21 protein-coding genes are annotated in these 24,731 nt (G+C 62.0%); 17 read left to right on the forward strand and 4 right to left on the reverse strand.

All coding sequences use genetic code 11. From position 1 onward, the window contains the following. Positions 1-2: 2 nt before the first annotated feature. From NLN62_RS44855 to NLN62_RS44870, 4 genes are all read left to right on the forward strand, one after another. Complete coding sequence (locus NLN62_RS44855; RefSeq protein ID WP_027527129.1) at positions 3-1,076, forward strand: ABC transporter ATP-binding protein; 1,074 nt, start codon at positions 3-5, stop codon at positions 1,074-1,076. A 10-nt stretch (positions 1,077-1,086) separates the two neighbouring features. Further along, positions 1,087-3,051 (forward strand): hypothetical protein, encoded by a 1,965-nt coding sequence (locus tag NLN62_RS44860; protein ID WP_254112994.1) that lies wholly within the window; start codon positions 1,087-1,089, stop codon positions 3,049-3,051. Between the two features lie 418 nt (positions 3,052-3,469). Beyond that, positions 3,470-4,219, forward strand: a complete 750-nt coding sequence (locus NLN62_RS44865; protein ID WP_254112995.1) for an aspartate/glutamate racemase family protein — start codon at positions 3,470-3,472, stop codon at positions 4,217-4,219. After that, the gene (locus tag NLN62_RS44870; protein WP_245288168.1) at positions 4,216-5,211 is read left to right on the forward strand and encodes an asparaginase domain-containing protein; all 996 of its coding nucleotides are present in this window, start codon (positions 4,216-4,218) and stop codon (positions 5,209-5,211) included. Before NLN62_RS44865 ends, NLN62_RS44870 begins: the two co-directional genes overlap by 4 nt. 28 nt (positions 5,212-5,239) lie before the next feature. On the opposite strand, the gene NLN62_RS44875 is transcribed toward NLN62_RS44870, so the two are convergent. Continuing rightward, positions 5,240-6,100, reverse strand: a complete 861-nt coding sequence (locus NLN62_RS44875; protein ID WP_254112996.1) for a helix-turn-helix transcriptional regulator — start codon at positions 6,098-6,100, stop codon at positions 5,240-5,242. Positions 6,101-6,655: 555 nt separating this feature from the next. Between NLN62_RS44875 and NLN62_RS44880 the strand changes: the two genes are divergently transcribed. The 5 genes from NLN62_RS44880 (at position 6,656) to NLN62_RS44900 (ending at position 11,748) form a co-directional block, all read left to right on the forward strand. Beyond that, positions 6,656-7,840: a branched-chain amino acid ABC transporter substrate-binding protein gene (locus tag NLN62_RS44880; protein WP_254112997.1), complete on the forward strand. Its 1,185-nt coding sequence runs from the start codon at positions 6,656-6,658 to the stop codon at positions 7,838-7,840. 118 nt (positions 7,841-7,958) lie between these two features. Next, on the forward strand, positions 7,959-8,924 hold the full coding sequence (locus NLN62_RS44885) for a branched-chain amino acid ABC transporter permease (protein ID WP_035664041.1): 966 nt from the start codon (positions 7,959-7,961) through the stop codon (positions 8,922-8,924). A 3-nt stretch (positions 8,925-8,927) separates the two neighbouring features. Beyond that, positions 8,928-10,202, forward strand: coding sequence for a branched-chain amino acid ABC transporter permease (locus NLN62_RS44890; protein WP_254112998.1), 1,275 nt, complete (start codon positions 8,928-8,930; stop codon positions 10,200-10,202). Further along, positions 10,199-11,011 carry an ABC transporter ATP-binding protein gene (locus tag NLN62_RS44895; RefSeq protein WP_051390011.1) on the forward strand — a complete coding sequence of 271 codons (813 nt, stop codon included), beginning with the start codon at positions 10,199-10,201 and terminating at the stop codon, positions 11,009-11,011. Before NLN62_RS44890 ends, NLN62_RS44895 begins: the two co-directional genes overlap by 4 nt. Positions 11,012-11,040: 29 nt before the next feature. Continuing rightward, positions 11,041-11,748 carry an ABC transporter ATP-binding protein gene (locus tag NLN62_RS44900; protein WP_371260531.1) on the forward strand — a complete coding sequence of 236 codons (708 nt, stop codon included), beginning with the start codon at positions 11,041-11,043 and terminating at the stop codon, positions 11,746-11,748. Positions 11,749-11,984: 236 nt separating this feature from the next. Here NLN62_RS44900 and NLN62_RS44905 read toward each other — a convergent pair whose 3' ends face one another. After that, positions 11,985-12,887, reverse strand: a complete 903-nt coding sequence (locus NLN62_RS44905; RefSeq protein WP_027526196.1) for a GNAT family N-acetyltransferase — start codon at positions 12,885-12,887, stop codon at positions 11,985-11,987. A gap of 228 nt (positions 12,888-13,115) precedes the next feature. Between NLN62_RS44905 and NLN62_RS44910 the strand changes: the two genes are divergently transcribed. From NLN62_RS44910 to NLN62_RS44930, 5 genes are read left to right on the forward strand one after another with little or no spacing between them, the layout of a single operon-like run. After that, positions 13,116-14,039, forward strand: a complete 924-nt coding sequence (locus NLN62_RS44910) for a glyoxylate/hydroxypyruvate reductase A (RefSeq protein WP_254112999.1) — start codon at positions 13,116-13,118, stop codon at positions 14,037-14,039. Positions 14,040-14,051: 12 nt separating this feature from the next. Further along, on the forward strand, positions 14,052-14,402 hold the full coding sequence (locus tag NLN62_RS44915; RefSeq protein WP_254113000.1) for a cupin domain-containing protein: 351 nt from the start codon (positions 14,052-14,054) through the stop codon (positions 14,400-14,402). Further along, on the forward strand, positions 14,399-15,874 hold the full coding sequence (locus tag NLN62_RS44920; protein WP_254113001.1) for an aldehyde dehydrogenase: 1,476 nt from the start codon (positions 14,399-14,401) through the stop codon (positions 15,872-15,874). Before NLN62_RS44915 ends, NLN62_RS44920 begins: the two co-directional genes overlap by 4 nt. After that, positions 15,871-16,914, forward strand: coding sequence for a tartrate dehydrogenase (locus tag NLN62_RS44925; RefSeq protein WP_254113002.1), 1,044 nt, complete (start codon positions 15,871-15,873; stop codon positions 16,912-16,914). The genes NLN62_RS44920 and NLN62_RS44925 overlap by 4 nt, the downstream gene beginning before the upstream one ends. A gap of 17 nt (positions 16,915-16,931) precedes the next feature. Further along, positions 16,932-18,389, forward strand: coding sequence for an NAD-dependent succinate-semialdehyde dehydrogenase (locus NLN62_RS44930; RefSeq protein ID WP_254113003.1), 1,458 nt, complete (start codon positions 16,932-16,934; stop codon positions 18,387-18,389). 79 nt (positions 18,390-18,468) lie between these two features. Here NLN62_RS44930 and NLN62_RS44935 read toward each other — a convergent pair whose 3' ends face one another. Next, entirely contained in the window at positions 18,469-19,743 is a 1,275-nt protein-coding gene (locus tag NLN62_RS44935; protein ID WP_254113004.1) for an FAD-binding oxidoreductase, read from the reverse strand. Between the two features lie 16 nt (positions 19,744-19,759). Then, the gene (locus tag NLN62_RS44940) at positions 19,760-20,428 is read right to left on the reverse strand and encodes a haloacid dehalogenase type II (RefSeq protein ID WP_254113005.1); all 669 of its coding nucleotides are present in this window, start codon (positions 20,426-20,428) and stop codon (positions 19,760-19,762) included. Positions 20,429-20,603: 175 nt separating this feature from the next. Between NLN62_RS44940 and NLN62_RS44945 the strand changes: the two genes are divergently transcribed. From NLN62_RS44945 to NLN62_RS44955, 3 genes are all read left to right on the forward strand, one after another. Continuing rightward, positions 20,604-21,446 carry a GNAT family N-acetyltransferase gene (locus NLN62_RS44945; protein WP_254113006.1) on the forward strand — a complete coding sequence of 281 codons (843 nt, stop codon included), beginning with the start codon at positions 20,604-20,606 and terminating at the stop codon, positions 21,444-21,446. 12 nt (positions 21,447-21,458) lie between these two features. Further along, complete coding sequence (locus NLN62_RS44950) at positions 21,459-22,838, forward strand: aspartate aminotransferase family protein (RefSeq protein WP_027526187.1); 1,380 nt, start codon at positions 21,459-21,461, stop codon at positions 22,836-22,838. A gap of 274 nt (positions 22,839-23,112) precedes the next feature. Then, the gene (locus NLN62_RS44955) at positions 23,113-24,720 is read left to right on the forward strand and encodes an ABC transporter substrate-binding protein (RefSeq protein ID WP_254113007.1); all 1,608 of its coding nucleotides are present in this window, start codon (positions 23,113-23,115) and stop codon (positions 24,718-24,720) included. The last annotated feature ends 11 nt before the right edge of the window (positions 24,721-24,731 follow it).

Genomic DNA, 24,731 nt, shown 5'->3' on the forward strand with positions numbered 1-24,731 from the left:
TCGTGTCGGATCTGAAGATTACCGGACTCCACAAGCACTACGGCACATACCACGCCGTCAAGGGAATCGATCTTGAGGTACCCTCGGGCGAATTCACGGTCCTGGTAGGCCCATCGGGATGCGGAAAATCAACCCTGCTTCGTACCATCGCAGGACTCGAGGAGGCGAGCGCCGGCACAGTCGAAATCGGCGGACAGAACGTCACGTGGGCACGCCCGCGCGATCGCGACATCGCGATGGTGTTCCAGAATTACGCGCTCTATCCCTATCTCAACGTCTATGAAAACATTGCATTTGGCTTGCGGGCGAGGAAAGTTGCGTCCGCCCAGATCGACAAGCGTGTGAAGCGCGCCGCCGACATGCTCGGCATTGCGCAACTTCTTCAGCGATTTCCGCGTGAGCTTTCTGGCGGTCAACGCCAGCGCGTCGCGATCGGCCGCGCGATCGTGCGCGACGCGCTGCTCTTTTTATTCGATGAACCGCTGAGCAATCTCGATGCCCAGCTTCGCGACGACATGCGGGTTGAAATCAAGCGGCTCCATCAGGAGCTCGGCCGCACCATCATCTACGTGACTCACGACCAGATCGAGGCGATGACGCTCGCTGACCGCATCGCTCTGCTGCGCGACGGCAGGATTGAACAGCTCGGCACGCCGCTCGATTTGTTCGAGCGGCCGGCAACGCGCTTCGTGGCCGGATTCCTCGGCAGCCCGAAGATGAACTTCCTTCCCGCCACCGTCGAGGCCGGAGAGGTAACCCTTCGCGACGGAACCAAGCTGACCCTGCCTACCGGGCGCAAGGCGCCAAACGGTCAAGCCATAATCTTGGGACTCAGGCCCCAGCACATTGCCAAAGCCAGCGCGAGCGCTGCGCCAGGTCACGTGCAGTTGCCGTCGACTATAGAGCTCGTCCAACCGACGGGCTCGCGGGTGCAGGTTAGCATGCCGCTCGGGGGAATCAGCATCACCGCGGAATTCGCGGCTCACGAGGTCACAGCGCCGGGCGAACAGGTTCGTATCGACATCGATATGAACCGCGCCGTTCTGATCGATCCACAAACTGACAAGGTCATTTGAGGGAGCCGCCATGGCCCAGAGGAAGCCGAGCCGCGCAATCAAGCTCTTCGGAACCGAAGCTCTCGAAGGCAAACGTCGCGAATTGACCGCAGGCCCCATCTCGGCTGTCTTCGACAACGGCGCCCTACGCTACATCCGCTATTACGGTGAAGAGATCTTGCGAGGAATTTCCTATATCGCGCGCGACAAGGACTGGGGCACCTATGCTCCGGCAATCGAAGACCTGAAAATCCGCCAGAACAAGGATGGGTTTGCCATCGCCTATCAAGCCATTTGCAAGGACCAAGATCAGGCGATCCGGTATTCCGCCAAGATCGACACAAACAGCAATGGCACACTGACGTTCTCGGCCGAAGGAACGCCCCTTTCTGACTTCCTCACCAATCGCACGGGGTTTGTGGTGCTGCATCCGCTCGCGGGAACGGTGGGGCGCCCGGTTGAGGTCATCCACACGAATGGAAAGAAAGAGCGGCGCAAATTCCCGAAGCTCATCAGCCCCGGTCAGCCCATCTTCGAAATCCGCTCGCTCAAGCACGAGCCGCTGTCCGGCGTTGCCGTCACCGTTCTGATGGAGGGAAACAAATTCGAGATGGAGGACCATCGAAACTGGATGGATGCCTCCTACAAGACCTATGTATGCTCCCTGCTCGATCCCTGGCCGTACACGCTGGAGAAAGGCAAGAGCTTCAGCCAGTCAATCACCCTCACCATCTCAGGCAAACCGCCGAAATCGAGGCCGAGGACCTCCGCTGCCGATACGACGATAACTCTTGCAGGCACGAAAGGCCGTATTCCGCAAATCGGCCTCGGCGTGCCGATGGGGGAAGCCGCGGCGGCGCTCGAGGCCGTGGACCTGATCGCCGCGGCAAAGCCTCAGTCGCTCGTTTGCCAGATCGACGGACGCGAGCTAGGACAGGAAGAAGCCGCTGCCTGTTACCGCGATCTGTCAAGGCAAACGGGAGCTCCGGTCACACTCGAGATCATTCTGCCGGCCAGGGAGCCGGCCGATAAGGAAGTTCCTGCGATCGCGCGCGCAGTGAATGCCGCGGGGCTCACACCTGAGTCCGTTGTTGTCACCCAGATGCACGATCTCAAATCGTTTCAGCCCAATACAACGAGGCCCTGGGGTCCCACCTACGAGGAAATGGCGACGGCGGCGCGAGCCTCCTTCCCCGATGCCACGCTTGGCGGTGGAATGCTCTCCTATTTCACCGAATTGAACCGCAAACCCGTCCCCCAGGGCGTGTTTGACTTCATCACACATACCGGCTGTCCCATTGTCCATGCCCCAGACGACATCTCGGTCATGGAGACTCTTGAGACTCTTCCGTGGATCTTCGCTTCAGCACGCGCCATTATCGGCAAAGTGCCCTATCACATTGGCCCGACCAGTATTCCATGTCGTGACAACCCCTATGGCGCAGCGGTCGCGCCAAACCCGGACAACGGGCGGATCTGTCTCTCCGATATTGATCCGCGCCAGCGCGGACTCTTTGCCGCCGCATGGAGCCTCGGCTATCTGTCGGCGGCCGCGAGAGCCGGTGTCGACGCCGTGGCCCTCGGCTCTGCCACTGGCGCGCAAGGGATGATCTATCGCAAATTGGCCCATGCCCAACCGTGGTTCGACGGTGGTAACGCCAGACTGCTCCCGATCTATCATGTGATTGCAGGTCTTGCCGGTGCGAGCGGCGCAAGGCGCATCGATACGGATTCGTCTGCACCTCTAAAGCTTGCCGCTCTTGCCCATCGCAACAAGGCCGGCCAAGTGCTTTGGCTTGCCAACCTTTCGAGCGAAACTCAGCGCGTGAAGATCAAGGGCTTCGATGGCCCTGCTAGAGTGGATGTTCTCGCCCCGGGAAGCTTTGAAGCGGCCGCGCGCAATCCTGCCTGGCTCGAGAGCGGCGGCACCTTCGTCCGCAGGGTGGGAAGCTTTGAACTTCCGTCCTATGGGGTTGCTCGAATCAAGAGCGGCTGATCCCCCACGGTGCTCGACCGCGTGCCGATCGTCTCACTAAGGTGTCGCGCGACGGCTTTGACGTAGCGACTGTCGTACATGGTTCGCAGCGCTGACGGAGAGAGACCAGCCCATGCTTGCCCTCGATAGATTTTCCTTGATTTCCCGGTGCACACGCCGCCATCTAACCTATTGAAACGCTTGAACTCTCGCTCCAATCCATCATGGGCCCAATTTGAGCTAGCTCCAGCCAAACTACGGCAATCCAAGCTGGGTACGCAACGCTGCCCGCCTGTGAAGCCTTATGACGCCAGAGTCGCAACGCTCTCTGGCGCGCTTCCAGCATCATTTCGCATCATCAAGCGACAGAGAGCGAAATTGGCTTGGAGGTCGCGAATGAGATTCTACGCGCGTGTGTTCGACGAACAAGGGCGACACTATGAAGCCGACGACAGAAGGGGCGACGCGCGCGTCAATTGGGATTGTCGCGGGCTCTGGTCCTGAGGCCGGAATCGATCTTTGGAGCAAAGTTCTTGCCCGCAACCAGACGCTTTTTGGCGGGGATTTCCGCGGAGATCTCGACGCCCCGCGGGTGGTGGTCTTGTCGGAGCCCACGTTGGGGCTGTCGATGGACCTTCAAGAGAACGAAGAAATTGTCTGGCACAGCCTCAAGCAAACGATCGCCGCGATAGCCGTGCAGGCGGACGCTTATGCCGTTGCCTGCAATACTCTCAACTTGTTCGCGCCACGCATCATCTCGCTTGGCCTGCCAGGGGAATTCGTGTCCTTCCAGTCTGCGCTTTCCGCCTGGGTTGCATCTAACCGCGTCGACAGCATTGCCCTTCTGGGTGCCGCTCCGGTCACGAGCCTTGGGCCATGGTCTGCCTATCGATCGCTGCAGGAAATCGTGGCGATCGAGACGCCGGCCGATACTGCGGAGCTGCACAACCTCATTCTCGACGTGAAACGTCTCGGCAGTCGTGATCCCTCGCTGCGGCCACGCCTTCGGACCCTCGTCGACAAACTGACGTCGGATCATGTCATTCTCGCTTGCACCGAATTGCCGCTGATCTCGGATATCGAAACCAACAAAAGGCTGATCGACGTCACCGACCTGGTCGCACGCGAACTGGTTGACCGTTCGCTTGCCGGAAGGCAGGGCACGCTTCGACCAGGCCTTCAAACATGATGTCGGGCGCCCCCGGCGGCATCGGCGGCGCGGTGTCAATGGACGCGGACGCAGATCGCAAAGCCAAGGTGTCGGACGAGCGCTGCCGCGAAATCCTGCTCATTCACACAGGCGGAACGATTGGCATGCGTGGGTCTGCCGACGGACTGACGCCAGCCGCGGGCGTGCTGGAGGACGCTGCCGCTACGCTTGGACCGCCCGGCGCGCGCTTGTCGATCTGCTCGTTCGACCCCCTTGTCGATAGCGCCGACATTGGCCGCGAACACTGGAACCGGATTATTTCACATCTCGAAGGCTGGTCCGGCGACGGCGCTGTCGTCACGCATGGCACGGATACGATGAGCTTCACCGGAGCCGCGCTCAGTCAGTCTCTGGCGGGTGCGCCATTTCCGATTATCCTGAGCGGTGCGATGCGCCCACTCGGCACGGGCGGCGACGCTGAGTCGAATCTTGCACTCGCACTTCAATCGGCCCTCACCGCACCACCCGGCGTGTGGCTCGCTTTCGCTGGGCGCACGATCGCGGCGTCCGGACTGGTCAAGCGCCACTCCCTCGCGCCAGACTCCTTTCGCTCCGTCACACCCCCGATTGGCGCGCCGCAGTTTCGCCCACGGCGTTTCGGCGACGTACGCGTGTCGATTCTGACGATTTCTCCCGGCGTGCCCGCACGCATGGTTTCAGCCGCACTGGCGGAGTTGGATGGCGCGGTCATACGGCTGTTTGGAGCGGGCACGATCACGAGCAACAATGATCTCCTTGATGCTTTCGATGCTGCTATCCGAAGGGGATGTCGGTTGCGGGCAGTTAGCCAGTGCGAGCAAGGCGGCCTCACACCCGGCGCTTACGCAGCCGGCGCCCCACTCTGGCGTCTTGGCGTGGAGAATGGCGACGAGGAAACGGCCGAGGCAGCGCTCGTCCGGCTTTGGCTGGAATTGTCCGAGGCGCTACCGGATCACGATCACGCGCGGCAAACGCCTTCAAGTCGCGCTTAGCGCGGTGTCGTGAACGGCGGCTGCTGCATCATGCGTCAACCGGATAAAACAGCGGTACGCCCGGCTGCATCGTATTGTCGATCATGTCCCGTATCGATCGCGGGATCGCCGGCGCATCGGGCGCAAACAGCCCGCAATTCTTCAACGCGGGCCGGATTGCGATCTCCGCGCCCAACCATTCGAAGAGCACGCGGGAGCAGGCAATTCTGCGCTGGCTTCCGGACGACACGCCCATGATCAGCCCGGTCAGCCGGGCGATCTTGTTGCGCCGTGAAGGGAACAGAATGGTCTGAGTAACCTCGTTGCTGGTCAGCGTCTCGGAATCGATCAGAAATATCCGATCCTCGAGAAACAAGGCGGCGCCGGAGTATCGGCACTTGTAGGCGGCCCCCCGCCGCTCTGGATCGGAGAAGTGTTCGATGCGCCGGTAGTAGACCTGGTTCTGGTGCGTGAACAGATGCATGAGTCCGCGCAGGATCTTCCCCGGCGAGCTCATCGAATAGTAGTACACGTAGTAGTATCCGACGTAGCCCCGCAGCGTTGGCAGCGACGCCGCGCGCAGCTTGTCGATGGAGTCTGCGTAAGGCGGACGCGGCTTCGACGTACGCCGCTTGAGCGATATGATGCGCGCGAACTGCGTGGGTGGCAGATGAAACTCCGTCGCTTCAACCCCAAAATAATCGCACAAGCGATTGAGAATATTGGGCGACGGACGCGCCGCCGCGCGCAGATAGCGGTTGAACTGCGTACGGTTGATGTCGAGGCGACGACAGACCTCCGAAACGGATGGCGCGTAACTGCAGGCCAGACGAAGATTCTCCGCAAAGGATCGCTGCATCTCGCTGGCGGAATCCTCCGCCGATTTCACAATGACTTTCGCCTGGACCATTCGCACCTGACGCTATTTGATGCTCCAAAAGCATAATATGGAAACCCCGCGGCGGCGCAAGCAGAGACGCCTCGATCAGTGATCCCCCGTGGATCATCGCACCGATTTGGATGCCACGGCCGACGGAGATCCCCCGACAAGAAAGACAGCGATTGCCGAACTGGCGCCGTTCGCCAACGCAGCGCGCGGTCGCCAAATGTCCAGTTTTTAGGCTTCAACTGCCGCTCTGATCGGCAGGAAGACGGGATGTCGTCGAGCGTTGGCAGTCACCAGCCTCGCCATATCTCGCAACGCCCCACCCTGCCCGGCCGGCCGCGGGCCGGACGAAGCTGCCGCCAATCAGCTCTCCAAATGCCTGACACCGATGGCACAAGGCCTTTCGCTCTGACCAGACATTCTGGCGCTACTTGATGCTGCGTGAGCATAAGCAAACGTCATGATGACGCAAGCCGCCAAATAGCCAGCGGAAATCCCCCAATCAATGATCCCATCCCAGGCGTGTTTGTGCCGATCTGGGTAAGCCGATCGGGCGCTCTCGAAAAGGGGGAAGTCACCATGAAATTGATGAAGACTCTAGTTGCGGCAACCACCGGCCTGATGCTGCTCTCCTGCGCGGCGTTCGCGGAAGACAAAGGTGCAATCAAGATAGTCACGCAATCGCCTCTCTCGGGACAACAATCCGTGGCGGGCGAAGGCATCATGCTCGGCGCTCAGCTGGCCGTCGCCCAGTTCGGCAAGCAGCTGACCGACATGGGCTTCCAACTCTCGCTCCAGCCGGAGGACGACCAGGCCACGCCGAACGTCGGTGTCGCCAACGCCAACCGGATCCTCAACGACCCCGCGGTGCTCGGCGTCGTCGGCCACTACAATTCCGGCGTGGCGATTCCGTCCTCTGAGGTCTATGCCAAAGACAATCTCGCGATGGTCTCGCCGGCCAACACGAATCCGGCGATTACCGATCGTGAGACGACGCACGCCATCGCGAACCGCATCTGCGGCCGCGACGACGTTCAAGGGCCGGCAGGCGCCAATTTCGCGACCGAGACGTTGAAGGCAAAGAAGGTCTACATCATCAACGATAAGTCGGCCTATGGCTCCGGCATCGCCCAGACTTTTGAAGCAGCGGTTCGGAAGAACGGCGCCAATGTCATCCTGTCCACCGGCATGGACCAGAATGAGACCGACTTCTCGTCGATCCTCAATCGCGCTCGTGTCGACCAGCCCGATCTCATCTACTACGGTGGCACCTACCCCCAGGGCGGCCTGATCATCAAGCAGATGCGGCAAAAGGGCCTCAAGGCGGCCTTCCTTGGTGGCGACGGCCTGGACAGCGGCGACCTGCAAAAGATCGCCGGGCCGGAGAACATGACGAACGCCTATTTTACGACGACGGCGCTGCCGCTGTCGCAAATGCCGGCCGCCGCGGCCTTCGCACAGACTTATAAGGCCAAGTTCAACAAGGAGCCCGAGGTATACTCCGCCTACGGCTATGACAGCGCGCGCGTGATCATCGAGGCGATCGTCGCCGCCGCGAAGGCAAAGGGCGGCGCCATCCCCAGCCGCGCTCAGGTCGCAGCGGCCGTTCGCGAGGTCAAGTTCGACGGTGTGACCGGCTCGATCGCCTTCAACAATCGCGGCGACATCGCGAGCGCGAAATACGTCGTGATCGAAGCTGGCAAGTCCGCTGATGCCAACAAGATCGTAAAGATCATCGATGTCGCCGCCCCCGGCGGCTCCTGACCAGGTCGCGATCGATATCCACGACGGCCGCGGGGTCTCTCCGCCCCGCGGCCATCCCTTCCGGTCCCCGACTTAGACGCGGCGCCCGCCGCAATGGCGTTCTTCGGAAAACTTCGACATGTCCTTCCAGTTGGCTCTCGAATTGCTTCCACCGACCCTGGCGGATGGGCTCATCCTTGGCCTCCTCTATGCCACGATCGCGCTCGGCTACACGATGGTCTACGGCGTCCTGGGCCTGATCAATTTTGCCCACTCTGAAATCTTCATGGTGGGCGCCGTCGTCGCGGTCGAACTGCTCACCTATGTCCTCGCCGGCTCCCCGCTCCACCCCGTCCTGCAACTGGCGCTCGCCATGATTGTCGCGGCTGCGGTCTCAGCCGCACTCGCCGGACTCGCCGAGCGGGTCGCCTATCGGCCCTTGCGACGTTCGAACGCGCCAAAGCTGGCGCCGCTTATCACAGCCATCGGCATCAGCCTCTTCCTGCAGGACGCCGTGCGCTTCGTCGAAAGCCTGTTCGGCCAATTCATCCGGCCATTCCCCTCGATGCCCTTCTTCGACATTCCGCTGCCGCTGACACCTAACGACAGCATTCCAATGAAATCGGTCGTCATCCTGATTGCCGCCGGAGCGATGCTGGTGGGGCTCAGGTATACCGTCAACCAAACGCGCCTTGGAAAGGCGATCCGCGCAGTCGCCACCGACCGCATGGCGGCGAGCCTGATGGGCATCGACGTCAATCGCATCGTCATGCTGACATTTCTCATCGGTGGCGCGCTCGCCGGCGTCGCGGGAACGCTCTATGCACTGCAGTTCGGGCGAGTTGATCCGTTCTCCGGGTTCATACCCGGCCTGAAAGCGTTCACCGCCGCGGTCCTCGGTGGAATCGGGTCGATCCCCGGCGCCATGGTTGGCGGCATCGTGCTCGGCCTGATCGAGATGTTGATCGGTACATTCGTTCCTATCCTGACGAACAACGCCATAGGGACCGAATACAAGGACATTTTCGCGTTCGGCATACTCATCCTCATTCTGATCTTCAAACCCACCGGCCTGCTCGGGCGTCCCTCCACGGAAAAGGTTTGATTCATGGCCCACGGTTTTTTTCCCGGCAGATCCGCGTGGTTGATCGCCTACACGCTGGTCGTAACCCTGCTGTGCGTGCTCGTCTTCACCGGCAACGGCCTGATCGACACCGTCGCGTTCCTCGCGCTTCTTGCGCCGCTCTTCATAGCCAGCGACTTCGACAAGTGCGATCCGCGCGTCGGCATGCCCGTGCTGGCCTTCGTGTTGCTGTGCGCGTTGCCGCTGGTCGGAATGCGCAACACCTTCTATCTCGATGTCGCCATTCAGGTCGGCATATTCGCGGTGCTGGCGCTGGGACTGAACATCGTGGTCGGCTTCGCGGGCCTGCTGGATCTCGGTTTCATCGCGTTCTTCGCGGTTGGCGCTTACCTGTGGGCCATTGTCAGCTCTCCCCACGGAGCCGCATTGCTCGGCACGGGATTTCCGCTGCAAGGCGATGCGTTCTTCGTCATCGCGATCGTCGCCGTCTTCGTCGCCGCCGGTACGGGCGCGCTGCTCGGCTTGCCGGTGCTGAGGTTGAAAGGCGACTATCTCGCCATTGTCACGCTGGGTTTCGGCGAGGTCATCCGCGTCCTCGCCAATAACCTCGACAAACCCTTGAACATCACAAACGGCCCGCAGGGAATCGCGGGAATCGCGCAGCCGCTCACGGAGGTTGCCGGTACGCTCGCAACCACCACGGCCCCGGCCTTCAAATGGCAGGCGTTGATCTACTATGCTGTCGTGCTCACGCTGGTTCTCGTCGCCGTGCTGGCCAATCGCAGGCTGGACAGCTCCAGCATCGGGCGCTCGTGGTTGGCGATCCGCGAGGATGAGATCGCCGCGCAGGCCATGGGCGTTCCGCTGGTGAGGACCAAGTTGATCGCGTTCGCGACCGGCGCTGCCTTCGCGGGTACGATGGGCGTCCTCTTTGCCGCGAAGCAGACCTTCGTCAGCCCGGAAAGCTTCGATTTCAATCAGTCGATCGGGGTTCTTGCGATGATCGTGCTGGGTGGGCTCGGCTCCATACGTGGCGTGATGATGGGTGCCGGCCTCGTCACGATCCTCAATCTGCAGGTCCTGAAATCGCTTTCGGCCGGACTGAACCACTTGCGCGCGACTGGATTCGAGATTTTCGGTTGGTCCTTCGCCAACCTGCCGACGCAGTTCGAGCCCTCCAAATACGAGCGCTTGATCTTCGGCCTGATCCTGATCGCCATGATGCTGTACAGACCGCGTGGCCTGGTCCCCGCCGAACGACGTCCGATTTCCGCCGGAAGTGCCGGGAGCGCCTCGTGACCGACAATCTCCTCCTGGACGTGTCGAACCTGCGCAAGTCGTTCGGCGGCCTGACCGCGGTGGACAACGTCACCCTCAAAGTCGAGCGCGGATCGATCGTTTCGGTGATCGGACCAAACGGGGCAGGCAAAACCACGTTCTTCAACCTCATCACCGGAATCTACCGCCCAGACGTTGGTGCGGCGTTGCTCGACGGTGTTGACCTCGTCGGCCTCAGACCAGATCAGGTCGCGGCTGCTGGCCTGGCCCGGACGTTCCAGAATATCCGTCTTTTCACGGGAATGACGGCCCTCGAAAACGTCGTCGTCGCACGATCGATGCATATGCGTTCCGGATATTGGGGCGCGCTGTTCCGCACGCGCGCCTACGGAAATGAGGAGCGTTCCGCGATCGCGGACGCATCTCAATTGCTGGGATTCGTCGGTCTCACGGGGAAAGCCGACGCGCTGGCTGGAAGTCTCGCCTATGGCGAGCAGCGGCGTCTCGAGATAGCACGCGCGCTCGCCACGAAGCCGAAGCTTCTGCTGCTCGACGAACCGTCAGCCGGAATGAATCCACAAGAGACGGAGGACGCCAAAGCGCTGATCCTGCGGATCCGCTCGGAACTCGGCATTGCGGTCGTGCTGATCGAGCATGACATGCGGCTTGTCATGACCGTCTCCGATCATATCGTCGTGCTCGACTATGGCAGCAAGATCGCGGAAGGCGGGGCGGACGACATCAGGACGCATCCGAAAGTGATTGAAGCCTATCTCGGTCGCGGTGTTGCGGCGCGAACCGCCACATCGGAAAGCGAAACAGTATCATGATGGATGCATCGGAATCGCCAGCCCGTCCTCTGCTCGAGGTTCGAAACATCGACGTGTTCTACGGGGCGATCCACGCCATCCGCGACCTGTCGGTGGTTGTGAACGAGGGCGAAATCGTTACACTCATCGGCAGCAATGGTGCCGGAAAGACGACAGCCCTGGGCGCGATCTCGCGCCTGCTGCCGATCCGGTCCGGCGACGTCCTGCTGGACGGACGCTCCCTCCGATCGGTGCCGCCGCACGATGTCGTGCGACGTGGACTCGCGCATGTCCCGGAGCGGCGCCGCATCTTTGCCGATTTGACCGTGATCGAGAACCTCGAAATGGGCGCCTTCACGGTCGGCTCGAAGGCCGATATCGCGAGCCGGATGACCGAGATGCTCGAGCTGTTCCCGCGGCTCGCCGAGCGCCGCAAGCAATTCGGCGGTACACTGTCGGGAGGCGAGCAGCAAATGCTCGCTGTGGCACGCGCGCTGATGCAGCATCCACGCATACTCTTGCTTGACGAGCCATCGATGGGACTTTCACCGCTCTTCGTCGAGCGGATTTTCGATATTATCGAGACGATCAACAAGCGTGGTGTCACCATCCTGCTTGTCGAGCAGAACGCCCATATGGCGTTGGCAATCGCCGACCGCGGCTATGTGCTGAAGAACGGAACGATCGTCGATCAAGGCAGTGCTGCCCGGCTGCGCTCGGACGAGAGTATCCAGGCCGCCTATCTCGGCGCGCATTGAGTGGGCAGAATCCGGCGTGTTGCTTGTCGCAAGGACGACGCGATCAATTTGATCGCGTCGTCCTTGCGACTTGCGGCCCGATTCTCAAGATCGCCCTAAGCCTCTGCGGAGGTCAGATCACTCCAGAGAGAGAGGCAGCCCACGCTTGCCGTCGATCGATTTTTGCTTGATCTTCCAGTGCACCCGCCGTGCACACGGCGCCTCCTGCGCATGGCGGAAACGCTCAATGATCGGGCTTAGCCGAGCGCTTGGCTTGCGAGCGCGAAAGTTACGGGTTGCATTCCATAGCGGGTATTCGGATCACGAAAGTCTCCTCCCAGCGACATCGTCGTAACAGTGTCGAAGAAAGCAAGGCCCGACCGGGCCAAGAAGGAGCTGAACTCGCCCTCGGCAATGTGCGTGTCAACTCTCAGAAACTCTCCTTCATGGGCGGCGATATGCGGTGCGATCACTATGATCGCGTCCTCGTCGTTTGACGCGACCAGCGGCCCCACGACATGCCCGCGCCCGAACGGGCGACAGAGCGCGAAGGCTGCGAGACGACCGTTCCGGTAGAGCCCGAACCCCACGGATTGCGGTAGCAGAGCAGCAAGCAGCGTGAGGCGCCAGGCGCCGAACGCTTGCGCATCGAGTTCGGCGACGGCCGGCAGATCCCGCTCGTCCAGACGACGCAGCTCGGCTCTTTCGTAAGGACGCGGCATCTCGCCGGAGCGTCGCGCCTCGCCTTGACGTTGGAACACCGTTCGCTCGGTACGAAAGCCGAGCGAGAGATAGAGCTTGCGCGCTGCGCGCGTGGCATTGAGGCGGAGATCGCGCCCCCTGCACGCGGACAGAACGCGCTTCATGAGCCACTGTGCCGTGCCACGCGTCTGAAGGCGGGGTGAGGTGATAACCATGCCGACTGTGGCGAACTCTGTCCCATGAGGAAACCACATGGCCGATCCCAGCACCCGTCCGATTTCATCGTGAACCACGATGCCGTGGCCCATATCACGCAGAAACTGCCAGTCCTCAGGCCGGTGCGGCCAGCCTACGCCGATCGAAAGGGTGTAAAGCTGTTCGAGCCCGACCGTGTCGATGTCGACCGCGCGCGCATCGAAAGCATCGATCGTGAGCGAACCGGTCGTGCGGGGCTTCATGTCTCCCTCTGGTCGGCCTGACATCGGTCGAGTGGCTGCTCCGAGCTCGCTTCAGCTCCGGGCGCGATCAGCATAGACCGAGCCTCGCCGCAGATTAAGTTTCAGAACGGCGGTCCAACGAAACAATCCACCAAATCGCGGTCGCATTCGGCACCGGATGGAATCCCGATCCGATAGCTTGGTTCAATCCGGCGAGTTCGCCACCCTCCGCGCGTCCACATTGACCAAATGACATTTCTCTTCAATTCCGACGCACAGCGCGGAGCCGTTTTCCGTGAGGCCTTCGCTCGCGAGCTCCCGCACCTGCCCTTCGCGATCGGCCCGGCCACGGTCGATCCCGACGGCGTGCGTTATATCATCAGCTGGACCGTGACGGAGACCCTCGAACGGTACCGCAACCTTGAAGTCCTGTTTTCAGTCGGGGCCGGCATCGATCAATTTCCGCTCAACGCGATCCCGCCCGAGGTGAAGGTGGTCCGGATGGTGGAAAACGGCATCATCCGGATGATGCAGGAGTATGTCACCCTCGCGGTGCTGGCGCTCCACCGCAACCTCCCTGCCTATCTTGATTTGCAGCGGCAACGCGAGTGGCGGGCTCTGCCGCAGAAGCAGGCTGCCGATCGCCGGGTTGGACTGCTCGGGCTTGGCGTGCTCGGCCGGGCCGTGCTGGAGAGCCTGAAGCCTTTCGGCTTTCGCTTGAGCGGCTGGAGCCGATCGGACAAGACGATCGAAGGCGTCGCAACATATAGCGGCCAAGCTGGACTTAGCCGGATGCTCGCTGAGACCGACATCCTCATCTGCCTGCTGCCGCTCACGAAGGCCACGCAGGGGATCCTGAATCATGAGCTCTTTGCGCGGTTGCCGAAAGGCGCAGCCCTCGTCCATGCGGGGCGTGGCGACCAGCTCGATCACCTCGCGCTGCTCGCCGCTCTGGATGCCGGCCAACTCGCCGGCGCCGTCATCGACGTCACCGAACCCGAGCCTCTGCCTGCCGATCATGCCTTCTGGGGCCATCCGAAAGTCATGCTCACTCCGCATGTGGCAAGCGCAACCCAGGCGGACACCGCAGCGCGCGCGGTCATCGACAACATCAAGCGATATGAGGCGGGCCTCGATCTCATCGGGCTCGTTGATCGCACACGTGGCTACTGAGAGGAGTTCCAATTGCTTCTGAAACTGATCGATCCCAATCCGACTTTCGCCCCGAAAGAGTCCGGCCCGACGCCGGAGCGGCTCATTGCCGGTACGCCCCACTACAAGACCTGGGCGCAAGACATGGCCAAGGGTGAGCTCGTGCATACCGGCGTATGGGAAGCGACCCCGGGCGAAACGCGCTCCATCAAGGAAGAGACCTTCGAGTTCTGTCACATCCTCGCAGGCGTGGTCGAGATCACGCCGGACGGCGGCGATCCGATCACGTTCAGAGCTGGCGACAGCTTCGTCATGAAGCCGGGATTTACGGGCGTCTGGAAGACCATCGAGACCGTCCGCAAGATCTACGTCACGGTGTCATGAGCCTGAGCTTCGACCCAGATCAGATCTCGCTGCCGGTCGGCCACTTCATCGGCGATCGGCTGCGGGAGTCTTCCGGTCTGCTTCCGCTGCGCCGCCCTTCGGACGGCTCGTTCTACGCCGACTGTCCCATAGCCTCGGAGAACATCGTGGATGAGGCGGTTCAAACCGCCAGAAAGGCTCTGAAGACCAGCAACTGGGGCGGCGTGCGGCCGCGCGAACGAGCCAGCGTCCTCAAGCGCTGGGCCGATCTCATAGAGCGCGAAGCCGAGATGCTCGCCAGGATCGAGGCGGCTTCATCCACCCGCCCGGTCGGTCAACTCGTCGCGGGAGACATCGCGGTCGCCGCGGAGCAAATCCGTTTCTTCGCCGAATTCGCCGACAAGGAAGGCAGCGACCTGGTGCCCACCGACGACGAGCATCTCGGCATGATCATGACCGAGCCCTACGGCGTCGTCGGCGCCATCACACCCTGGAATTTCCCCCTGTCCATGGCAGGCTGGAAGCTCGGGCCGGCCCTCGCCGCGGGCAACGCAGTCGTGCTGAAGCCGTCCGAGATGACGCCGTTCTCGTCCATCCTTCTCGCACAATTGGCGGTGAAGGCAGGCGTGCCCGCAGGGCTCATCAACGTCGTGCTCGGCGACGGATTGACGACCGGTGCGGCCATCACCGGACATCCCGACATCGCAAAAGTGAGCTTCACCGGATCGACCGGCGCGGGCGCCGCCATCATGGCCAATATCGCGCGCACGGGCATCAAACCGATGACGCTCGAACTCGGCGGCAAGAGCCCGCAGATCGTCTTCGCCGATGCCGATCTCGATCAGGCTGCCGCCGCGATTGCGGGCAGCATCCTCGCAAATGCCGGGCAGGCCTGTGTCGCCGGATCGCGGCTTATCGCCCACATCGTCGTGGCCGAGCCGCTCGTTGAAGCCATCATCGCCCATATGCAGGTCGTTCGCGCAGGTCCGACATGGGATGCCGCAACGACTTATTCCCCGATCATCTCCGAGAAACAGCGATCGAGGATTCACACGATCGTGCGAGCAGCCCGCGCAAAGGGGGCCGAATGTCTGGCGGGCGGCGACTCGATGGAAGGCCAGGGCTATTTCTATCAGCCGACGCTGCTTGCGAAGGTGGATCAATCCTCTCCCGCCATCGCCGAAGAAATCTTCGGACCCGTGCTGACGGTTCAGACATTTGTGACCGAGGAAGAAGCCTTGGCGCTCGCCGACCACCCGACCTACGGTCTTGCCGCCGGACTTTTCACTCGCGATGTCTCACGCGTGATGCGGATCACGCGCGCACTTCCTGCTGGCACCGTCTGGGTCAATCGTTACGGCCGATCACGCGACCACATCCTGCCGACGGGAGGCTACAAGCGGTCCGGCATCGGCAAGGATCTCGGCCGCGAAGCCTATCACGCCAATCGCCGCTCGAAGAGCGTGCTCATCCACATCCAGGGGCTGACATGAAGAACTACGCGATCGCTCTCATTCCCGGCGACGGCATCGGCCGCGACGTGACGGACGCCGCTTGGGCCGTGCTCGAGGCTGCTGCCAGGCATTCGGACTTTGCGCTCAGTGGAACGCGATATCCGTGGTCCTGCGCCTATTACAAGGAAACCGGCGCGATGATGCCTGCCGATGGCATCAAGACGCTCGGGAAGTTCGATGCCATTCTGCTTGGCGCAGTCGGCTGGCCGGCGGAGGTGCCCGATGCCGTGTCGCTGCACGGTTTGCTGCTGCCGATACGCAAGGGGTTCACGCAATATGCCAACGTCCGGCCGCACCGCCTGCTCCCGGGCGTCAACGGCCCGTTGAAGACAACCGAGTTTGACATCCTTTGCATCCGGGAGAACACCGAAGGCGAATATTCGGGCGCCGGTGGGCGCGTGCATCAGGGCACCTCCGGCGAAATCGCCGTCGAGACCTCGGTGTTTACGCGCGCCGGCGTGGAGCGGATCTTGCGATACGGTTTCGACCAGGCGCGCAAGCGACGCGGAAAGCTTGCATCGGTCACCAAGTCGAATGCGCAAAAATACTCGATGGTCTTCTGGGACGAGGTGACACGGCTGGTTGCCGCCGACTATCCGGATGTCGAATGCACGAGCTACCACGTGGATGCGCTCGCCGCACGCATGGTCATGGCGCCGGAAAGCCTCGACGTTGTCGTGGCCTCCAACCTTTTCGGCGACATTCTGACCGATCTCGGCGCCGCCATCCAGGGCGGGCTCGGCTTTGCCGCTTCCGCCAACATCAAGCCGGAGCGCGGCGCTCCATCGATGTTCGAACCCGTTCACGGCTCAGCCCCCGACATCACCCATCTCGGCACGGCCAATCCGATCGCAGCCATCTGGTCCGGCGCGTTGATGCTCGAACATCTTGGCGAGAGCGACGCCGCAGCACGCGTCATGACGGCGCTGGCGGCCACCACGTCCCATGGCATCGGCACGGTTCCCGGCAAGGAGCGCACCGAGGCGATCACCGCGGCCGTACTTTCCCGTCTCTCCTGATCGACAAGGATCATCCGATGCAGAAGCTGAACGACAAGGATCTCTTCCGGCAACAGGGCCTCATCGGCGGCCAATGGCTGGGGGCACTCTCGGGAGCGACGATCGACGTGATCGACCCGGCAACGCAGACCATTCTTGGCACCGTACCGAATATGGGACGGGACGACACGCGCGCCGCAGTTGTCGCTGCAACCAAGGCTTACACCACCTGGCGTGCGAAGACCAACGCCGAGCGCGCCGCACTTCTGGAAGCCTGGCATGGGCTCATGATCGCGCATCTGGACGATCTGGCGCGCATTCTGACGCTCGAACAGGGCAAGCCGTTGGACGAGTCCAAGGGCGAGATCCGTTATGGCGCCTCCTTCGTCAAATGGTTCGCGGAAGAAGCCCGGCGTATCGGCGGCACGACAATCCCCTCGCCAACGCCCGATCGGCGTATCGTCGTTCTCAAGGAGCCGGTGGGCGTGTGCGCAATCATCACGCCCTGGAATTTCCCGAACGCCATGATCACGCGCAAGGTGGCTCCGGCGCTCGCAGCCGGATGCACCGTCGTGATCAAGCCGTCGGATTTCACGCCCTATTCGGCGCTGGCTCTCGGGGTGCTGGCCGAGCGCGCCGGCATTCCCGCGGGCGTCATCAATATACTCACCGGCCTGCCGACAGAAATTGGCGCGGAGATCATTGCCAACGAAACCGTGCGCAAGATCTCGTTTACGGGCTCGACGCGCGTCGGCTCGCTGCTCATGCGCGGCGCTGCCGACAGCGTCAAACGGGTGAGCCTTGAACTCGGCGGAAATGCGCCCTTCATCGTCTTTAACGATGCCGATCTCGACCTCGCGGTCGAGGGTGCGATCATGTCAAAACTCCGCAATGGCGGCCAGACCTGCGTCTGCGCCAATCGGATCCTGGTACAGGCCGGCGTCTATGATGCGTTCGCGGAGAAGCTCGTCGCCCGTGTCGAAAACATGAAGGTGGGATCAGGCCTCGAGCCGGGTGTGGCGATTGGACCCATGATCAACGAGGCGGCGATCAGCAAGATCAACCGCCATGTCGCCGACGCACTGTCCAAGGGCGCCCGTATCGCCGCGCAACCGGTGACGCTGCCCAAGGGTCCGCAATTTACCGCACCGATCGTACTGACCGAGGCAACCACCGATATGGTGCTGGCGCACGAGGAGACATTCGGTCCAGTCGCCCCTCTCTTCCGTTTCGAGACCGACGAGGAGGCGATTGCCATGGCAAATGCGACGCCCTTCGGGCTCGCGGCTTATTTCTACACCAGAGATCTGAAGCGATCCTGGCGTGTTGCGGAGGCACTTGAGGCTGGCATGGTCGGTCTCAACACCGGCATGGTGTCGACGGAGGTGGCCCCCTTCGGCGGTATCAAGCAATCCGGCCTGGGGCGCGAAGGAGCCCAGGCCGGGATCGAGGAATATCTCGAGATGAAGACCTTCCATATCGGTGGGTTGAGCTAGGCGGTGACGAAACGGAGGGGGCGCATCTCCGCGCCCTCTCGCACGTCCAGGCAGCCTTTCCGCGGTCGTCCCTTTCCGACTACTGAATGCGATCAAGCATCTTGTAGTATATTCCCACCAGCGGCAGGAACCATGGCTGGCCGAAATGGCCGGGCACTGCAGGCCAGTCGAGGCCCTTCATCGGGTTTTGATCTTCGCGTCCGAGCATCGCATCGGCGATGATCATGCCAAGATGAGTAGACAGCTGCGCACCATGGCCGGAATAACCCATCGCATACCATAGCCCGTCCCGATAGCCGGCGCGTGGATAGCGATCGCTGGTCATGTCGACGAGCCCGCCCCAGCAATAGTCGATCGGTATGCCGGCGAGTTGCGGAAAGGTTCGCGTGAGACTGTCAACGAGCACCGCGCCGCTCTTTGCGTCGGAACGCTGATCCGACGTCGCTGAGAAGCGCGCACGGCCGCCGAAAATCAGGCGATTATCCGGTGCCAGCCGAAAATAATTGCCGACATTCATCGAATTGACGCAAGTGCGGTTGCCGGGCATGGTGGCCGCGATTTCGGCCGCATCCAGCGGCCGTGTCGCGATGATGAAGCTGCCGACGGTGACGATGCGGCGACGGAAGTAGGGAAAGTTCGCTGTGGTGTAGGCGCCTGTCGCCAGCAGCACCTGATCGGCGGTGACGCTGCCACGAGACGTCGTCAGGCGGTGGCGCGATCCTTCCCGCACCTGCGCCGTGACCGGAGCCTTCTCGAAGATGATGGCACCGCGACGTTTGGCCGCCTCGGCCAGCCCAATGCCGTAGCGCCCCATATGCATCATCGCGCTCTTCTTCGAAAGCATCGCGCCAAAGAAAGGCGAGCCAATCTCCGAACTCAGGTCCTGAGCGGACAGCAACGCGGTCTCTGGATCCACCTCGCGATGAACCGCTTCGAAGTTCCGCGCGATAACATCGAAGTGCTTCGGCTTGGAGGCGAGCTTCAGCTTCCCGGCACGGCGGAAGTTGCACGTGATGCCCTCCTCCGCGATCAGCGCCTCTAGCGCGTCGATTGAGGCATCGAGCGCGTGGTAAAGCGCGATGGCTCGATCCTTCCCCAACTCCACCTTGGCGGCAAGATAGCTGTGGGCCAGACCGTTGTTGAGATGCCCGCCATTCCGCCCCGATGCTCCGCTGCTTACCCGGTCTGCTTCGAGAACAACGACCCTGGTTCCTGCCTTCGCGAGCTGGCGCGCAGCTCCCAGGCCCGTGAAGCCGCCACCGATCACCGCGACGTCATAGTGCCCCTCGGCGGGACCTTCGGCACCGCCTGAGAAGCTTGGTGCGGTATCGTGCCAGTAGGAGACGTATTTCACCGCAGATCCCGCCGGCTCAGAGTCCGAACACGCCCGGCAGGCCGCCGATGTCCTTGATTTCAACGTAGCCGTAGTAGGGGTTCGCAGGCTCGTGTCCCCGATTGACCCATACCTTGTTCTTGATGCCGAGATCATGAGCGGTCATCAGGTCGTAACGGAAGGAAGAGGAACAGTGCACCACGTCCTCGGGCCCGCAGCCCAGCGTATCGAACATATACTCGAAGCCCTTCATGCGAGGCTTATAGGATCGAGCCTGTTCGGCCGTGAGCGCGGCATGAAAGGGCGCCCCAAGCTTCGCCACGTTCGAAGGAAGTTGCGCATTCATGGCGTTAGAGAGGATGACGAGCGGAATCTTCTTGGCAACCGTGGAAAGCCCGGCAGGAACGTCGGGATGCGGTCCCCAGCTCGGCACGCGGTCATAAACCATCTGCGCATGCTCGGCCTTGAAGGCGACGTCATTGCGCTTGCAGGCGCGCTCCAGCGCGTTGTGGATCACGTCGGCATAGGGCTTCCAGTCGCCGAGAACCTCGTCGAGCCGATAGGCCGCAAAATCCCTGACGAGTGCAGCCATCTGCAGTTCGGGTAGGCGCGCGCGATAGAGATCCTGCGCCGCTTCCGCCATCTGGAAATTCGTCAGCGTGCCGTAGCAATCGAAGGTCACGTATTTCGGGCGAAATTGGCTCATCATCCCCGTCCTGGTGCGCTCGCGCAATGTCAGAGCCGCAACAATAGAGCGCCTATGCGGCATAAGATGCGGCTTTTCCGCCGGCTGCGGTGGAAGATATCGTTCGCGCGGCGGCCTTCAGACGATCTGCACATCGCCAAAATACGAGACTGGTGCCGGACAGGAACACGAGTCAATGACCCAGGGCAACATCTCGCTCACCGCCTTCCGCCCCGAACATCTCGAAGATGCGCTACGCCTTTCACGTCAAGCCAAATGGCCGCATCGCCTCGACGACTGGCGACTGGCACTCGATCTGAGCGCGGGATTCGTCGCGTTCGATGCGAATGCTTCAACCGTTGTCGGGACGGTTCTGATGACGCCCTACAAGCGGGATGTCGCAACCATCAACATGGTCATCGTCGATGAATCCGCTCGCGGGCGCGGATTGGGCCGCCAACTCATGGAGGCGGCCATCGCGCTGGCGGGATCGCGCGCGCTGAGGCTCGTTGCAACAGGCGAAGGCCTGCCGCTCTATCAGAAACTCGGCTTTTGCCGGACCGGAACGATCGTCCAGCATCAGGGACTGGTCTTGCGTGTCACCCCGCCTGCCAATGCCCGGCCGGCAGAGCCGCGCGATATCTCCGAGATCATCGAACTCGACAGAAGTGCGTACTGTGCAGACCGGGAAGATCTGCTTCGTGTTCTTGCGAAGGCCGGTCGCCTCGCGGTGCTCGGTGATGGCCAAAGGATAACTGGATTTGCGGCGCTGCGCGCCTTCGGCAGAGCTGAGGTGATCGGCCCTGTCGTGGCCGCGAACGCCGACGAGGCGACGGCTCTGCTCGCCTATTTCATGGCCGGGCGGCAAGGACGCTTCGTTCGCGTGGATACTTCCGAGGCCTCCCAATTGGGAGCCTGGCTCTCGGACAAGGGTCTCGTCCAGGTGGACGAGGGCATTGCCATGCAGCGCCCTGTCGTTGCGCGATGCGGCCGCGCGCCAGCCACGGCATTCGCCCTCGCCAGCCAGGCTTTCGGATAAACGGAGACTTTGATGCTCAGCAATTCACTCATCGAACTCGATCGGGCTCATCTCGTCCACCCGGTCGCATCCTACCGGGGGCATGAGGCGACCGGCGTTAGAGTCCTGAAGTCGGCCAGGGGAGCGATCGTGACGGACGCTTCCGGACATCAGCTCGTCGACGGCTTTGCCGGGCTCTGGTGCGTCAATGCCGGCTATGGGCACGAGAGTATCGTTGCGGCCGCGGCCAGGCAGATGCAGGAGCTTCCCTACGCAACGGGCTATTTCAGCCTCGGCTCGGAGCCAGCGATCCGGCTTGCAGCAGAGCTGGCGCAGCGATCTCCCGGTGACCTGAACCACGTCTACTTCACGCTCGGCGGTTCGGACGCAGTCGACAGCACGGTCCGCTTCATCCGTTACTACTGGCACGCTCGCCGCGAGCCGCAGCGAGAGCATTTCATCACCGTCGAACAGGGATATCACGGGTCCTCGACCGTCGGCGCCGGGCTGACCGCCCTGCCCTCTTTCCATGCCGGGTTCGGCTTGCCGCTAAGCTGGCAGCACAGGATTCCCTCGCACTATGTCTATCGCAACCCAGCCGGAGAGGATGGAGGCGCCATCATCGCCGCCTCGCTGGCTGCCCTCGATGCGAAGATCGAGGAGATCGGAGGCCCGGAGCGCGTCGCCGCATTCTATGCCGAGCCGATCCAGGGCTCAGGCGGCGTGCTCGTGCCGCCCAAAGGCTGGATGAAAGCGATGCGCGCGCGGTGCCGGGCATATGGCATCCTCTTCGTGGCGGACGAGGTGATTACCGGGTTCGGCAGGACCGGACCGCTTTTCGCGTGCAGCGAGGACGAGATCGTCCCGGACCTCATGACCGTCGCCAAGGGATTGACTTCTGGATACGTGCCAATGGGCGCGGTTTTCCTGTCGGATCACGTCTACGACACGATCGCCGATGCGGCGGGCTCCAGCGCAGTTGGCCACGGTTATACCTACTCCGCGCATCCGGTCAGTGCCGCGGTAGCCCTCGAAGTGCTGCGCCTCTACGAGAACGGCCTGCTTGCGAATGGCGCAAAGGCCGGTGCACGCCTGATGGCGGGCCTTCAGTCGCTAAGGGATCACCCCCTTGTCGGAGATGTGCGGGGCCGTTGCATGCTCGCCGCCATCGAACTCGTCACCGACAAGCAACGCAAGACGCCACTTCCCGCCGCGGCCGAACCGGCAAAGCGCATCTTCGACCGCGCCTGGAAGAACGGCCTTGTCATCCGTGCCTTCCCGACGGGCGTGTTGGGCTATGCCCCGCCGCTCTGCTGCTCCGAGTCCGATATCGAAGCCATCATCGAACGCACCGCCAGGACGCTTGATGACACGCTGGCCGATGCCGAAGTTCGCGCCGCATTGCAACATTAGTAGGCATGCATAATGAGCCGGCTGCAAGCTGGTCCGAAATACTAGAAACCGAGGCATCTTCGCAATTTTGTGCCGTGGCCCGCGGTTTTTTCGGACACAGCCGCGGGACTATCCTGCGAGACTTCGATCGCGGGAAAGAATGCAGTCCTTAAGGGGTGCTGCGGCCTGGTCGTTTTAACGGGACCGGGCCGGCACCCACGACAATCGTGCGACAGAACAATCTGCCGCTCACCGCAGCATGAGCCATAGCCTTAGCCAGCGACGAGGGATTGACATGAGCGACACGACGAGGAACTGGTCCTGTTCAGACGACGCCATGGTCGAGAGCGCTATTCGGCGCGGGGCTTCGCGCCGCGACCTTCTGAAGTTCATGCTCGCCAATGGCGTGGCACTGGCTGCCGCCAGCGCGGTCTTCGGCCGCGCGTCGCAAGCGGTGGCGGCGACACCCGTGAAAGGCGGCGCTCTGAAGGCGGCGGCCTGGTCCTCCTCGACCGCCGACACGCTCGACCCAGCCAAAGCCTCGCTCTCGACCGACTATGTGCGCTGCTGCTCCTTCTACAATCGCCTGACATTCCTCGACCAGGCTGGCGTGCCCCAGATGGAGCTCGCCGAGTCGATCGAGAGCGCCGATGCCAAAACCTGGACGATCAAGCTGAAGAAGGGCATCACCTTCCATAGCGGCAAGGACCTCAGCGCCGACGATGTCATCTTCTCGCTGAAGCGCCACCTGGACAAAGCAACCGGTTCGAAAGTCGCGGCGATCGCTTCCCAAATGACCGACTTCAAGGCCGTCGACAAGAACACCGTCGAGGTTACCCTGGCGAGCCCCAACGCGGATCTCCCGACGATCCTGTCCATGCATCACTTCATGATCGTGGCCGACGGCACGACCGATTTCTCCTCAGGTAACGGGACCGGCGCCTTCAAGTGCCAGAAATTCGAACCCGGCGAGCGCTCGATCGGCGTGCGAAATCCCAACTACTTCAAAGGCGGTCCGAACGTCGATTCATTCGAGTTTTTCGCCATTCCTGATGAAAACGCTCGAATCAATGCCCTGCTGTCCGGCGACATTCAACTCGCTGCGTCGATCAACCCGCGATCGGTGCGCCTGCTCGAAGGTCGGACTGGTTTCGCGCTGTCCACGACCACGTCGGGCACCTACACCGACCTGAACATGCGCATGGACATGGTGCCCGGCAACAACCGGGATTTCGTGGAGGGTATGAAATACCTGGTCAACCGCGAGCAGATCGTCAAATCGGCACTGCGCGGCTTCGGCGTCGTCGGCAACGATCAACCCGTGTCGCCTGCCAACTTCTACCACAACGCGGCGCTCAAGCCTAAATCGTTCGATCCGGACAAGGCCAAATTCCATTTCGAGAAAGCTGGCGTGCTCGGTCAGACCATTGAGGTCATCACCTCCGATGCGGCCGGTTCGGCGATCGACATGGCCATGATCATTCAGGCTACGGCCGCCCAGATCGGTATGAAGCTCGATGTGAAGCGCGTGCCCTCCGACGGCTACTGGAGCAATTACTGGCTGAAGGCACCGATCCACTTCGGCAACATCAACCCTCGTCCGACGCCGGACATCCTGTTCTCCCTGCTCTACAAGTCGGATGCGCCATGGAACGAGAGCCGGTTCAGCTCGGAAAAATTCGACAAGATGCTGCTCGAGGCCCGCGGCTCGCTCGATCAGGCCAAGCGCCGCGAGATCTACAACGCGATGCAGGTGCTGGTTTCGGAAGAAGCGGGCACCATTATTCCGGCCTACATCTCCAATGTGGACGCCATCACCGCCAAGCTGAAGGGACTGGAGCCCAACCCGCTCGGCGGTATGATGGGCTACGCCTTCGCCGAGTACGTCTGGCTTACCGCCTGACCGGCGCATAG

Origin of the sequence: Bradyrhizobium sp. CCGUVB23 (assembly GCF_024199885.1) — a bacterium.
In the GTDB taxonomy this organism is placed as follows: domain Bacteria; phylum Pseudomonadota; class Alphaproteobacteria; order Rhizobiales; family Xanthobacteraceae; genus Bradyrhizobium.

What these genes read in the sequence shown, in the direction of transcription:
- NLN62_RS44865 (WP_254112995.1), top strand. Translation starts at nt 3,470, where the DNA reads ATGAAGCCGACGACAGAAGGGGCGACGCGCGCGTCAATTGGGATTGTC.
- NLN62_RS44905 (WP_027526196.1), bottom strand. Translation starts at nt 12,887, where the DNA reads ATGAAGCCCCGCACGACCGGTTCGCTCACGATCGATGCTTTCGATGCG.
- NLN62_RS44875 (WP_254112996.1), bottom strand. Translation starts at nt 6,100, where the DNA reads ATGGTCCAGGCGAAAGTCATTGTGAAATCGGCGGAGGATTCCGCCAGC.
- NLN62_RS44860 (WP_254112994.1), top strand. Translation starts at nt 1,087, where the DNA reads ATGGCCCAGAGGAAGCCGAGCCGCGCAATCAAGCTCTTCGGAACCGAA.
- NLN62_RS44910 (WP_254112999.1), top strand. Translation starts at nt 13,116, where the DNA reads ATGACATTTCTCTTCAATTCCGACGCACAGCGCGGAGCCGTTTTCCGT.
- NLN62_RS44870 (WP_245288168.1), top strand. Translation starts at nt 4,216, where the DNA reads ATGATGTCGGGCGCCCCCGGCGGCATCGGCGGCGCGGTGTCAATGGAC.
- NLN62_RS44940 (WP_254113005.1), bottom strand. Translation starts at nt 20,428, where the DNA reads ATGAGCCAATTTCGCCCGAAATACGTGACCTTCGATTGCTACGGCACG.
- NLN62_RS44955 (WP_254113007.1), top strand. Translation starts at nt 23,113, where the DNA reads ATGAGCGACACGACGAGGAACTGGTCCTGTTCAGACGACGCCATGGTC.
- NLN62_RS44920 (WP_254113001.1), top strand. Translation starts at nt 14,399, where the DNA reads ATGAGCCTGAGCTTCGACCCAGATCAGATCTCGCTGCCGGTCGGCCAC.
- NLN62_RS44925 (WP_254113002.1), top strand. Translation starts at nt 15,871, where the DNA reads ATGAAGAACTACGCGATCGCTCTCATTCCCGGCGACGGCATCGGCCGC.
- NLN62_RS44885 (WP_035664041.1), top strand. Translation starts at nt 7,959, where the DNA reads ATGTCCTTCCAGTTGGCTCTCGAATTGCTTCCACCGACCCTGGCGGAT.
- NLN62_RS44880 (WP_254112997.1), top strand. Translation starts at nt 6,656, where the DNA reads ATGAAATTGATGAAGACTCTAGTTGCGGCAACCACCGGCCTGATGCTG.
- NLN62_RS44945 (WP_254113006.1), top strand. Translation starts at nt 20,604, where the DNA reads ATGACCCAGGGCAACATCTCGCTCACCGCCTTCCGCCCCGAACATCTC.
- NLN62_RS44950 (WP_027526187.1), top strand. Translation starts at nt 21,459, where the DNA reads ATGCTCAGCAATTCACTCATCGAACTCGATCGGGCTCATCTCGTCCAC.
- NLN62_RS44890 (WP_254112998.1), top strand. Translation starts at nt 8,928, where the DNA reads ATGGCCCACGGTTTTTTTCCCGGCAGATCCGCGTGGTTGATCGCCTAC.
- NLN62_RS44930 (WP_254113003.1), top strand. Translation starts at nt 16,932, where the DNA reads ATGCAGAAGCTGAACGACAAGGATCTCTTCCGGCAACAGGGCCTCATC.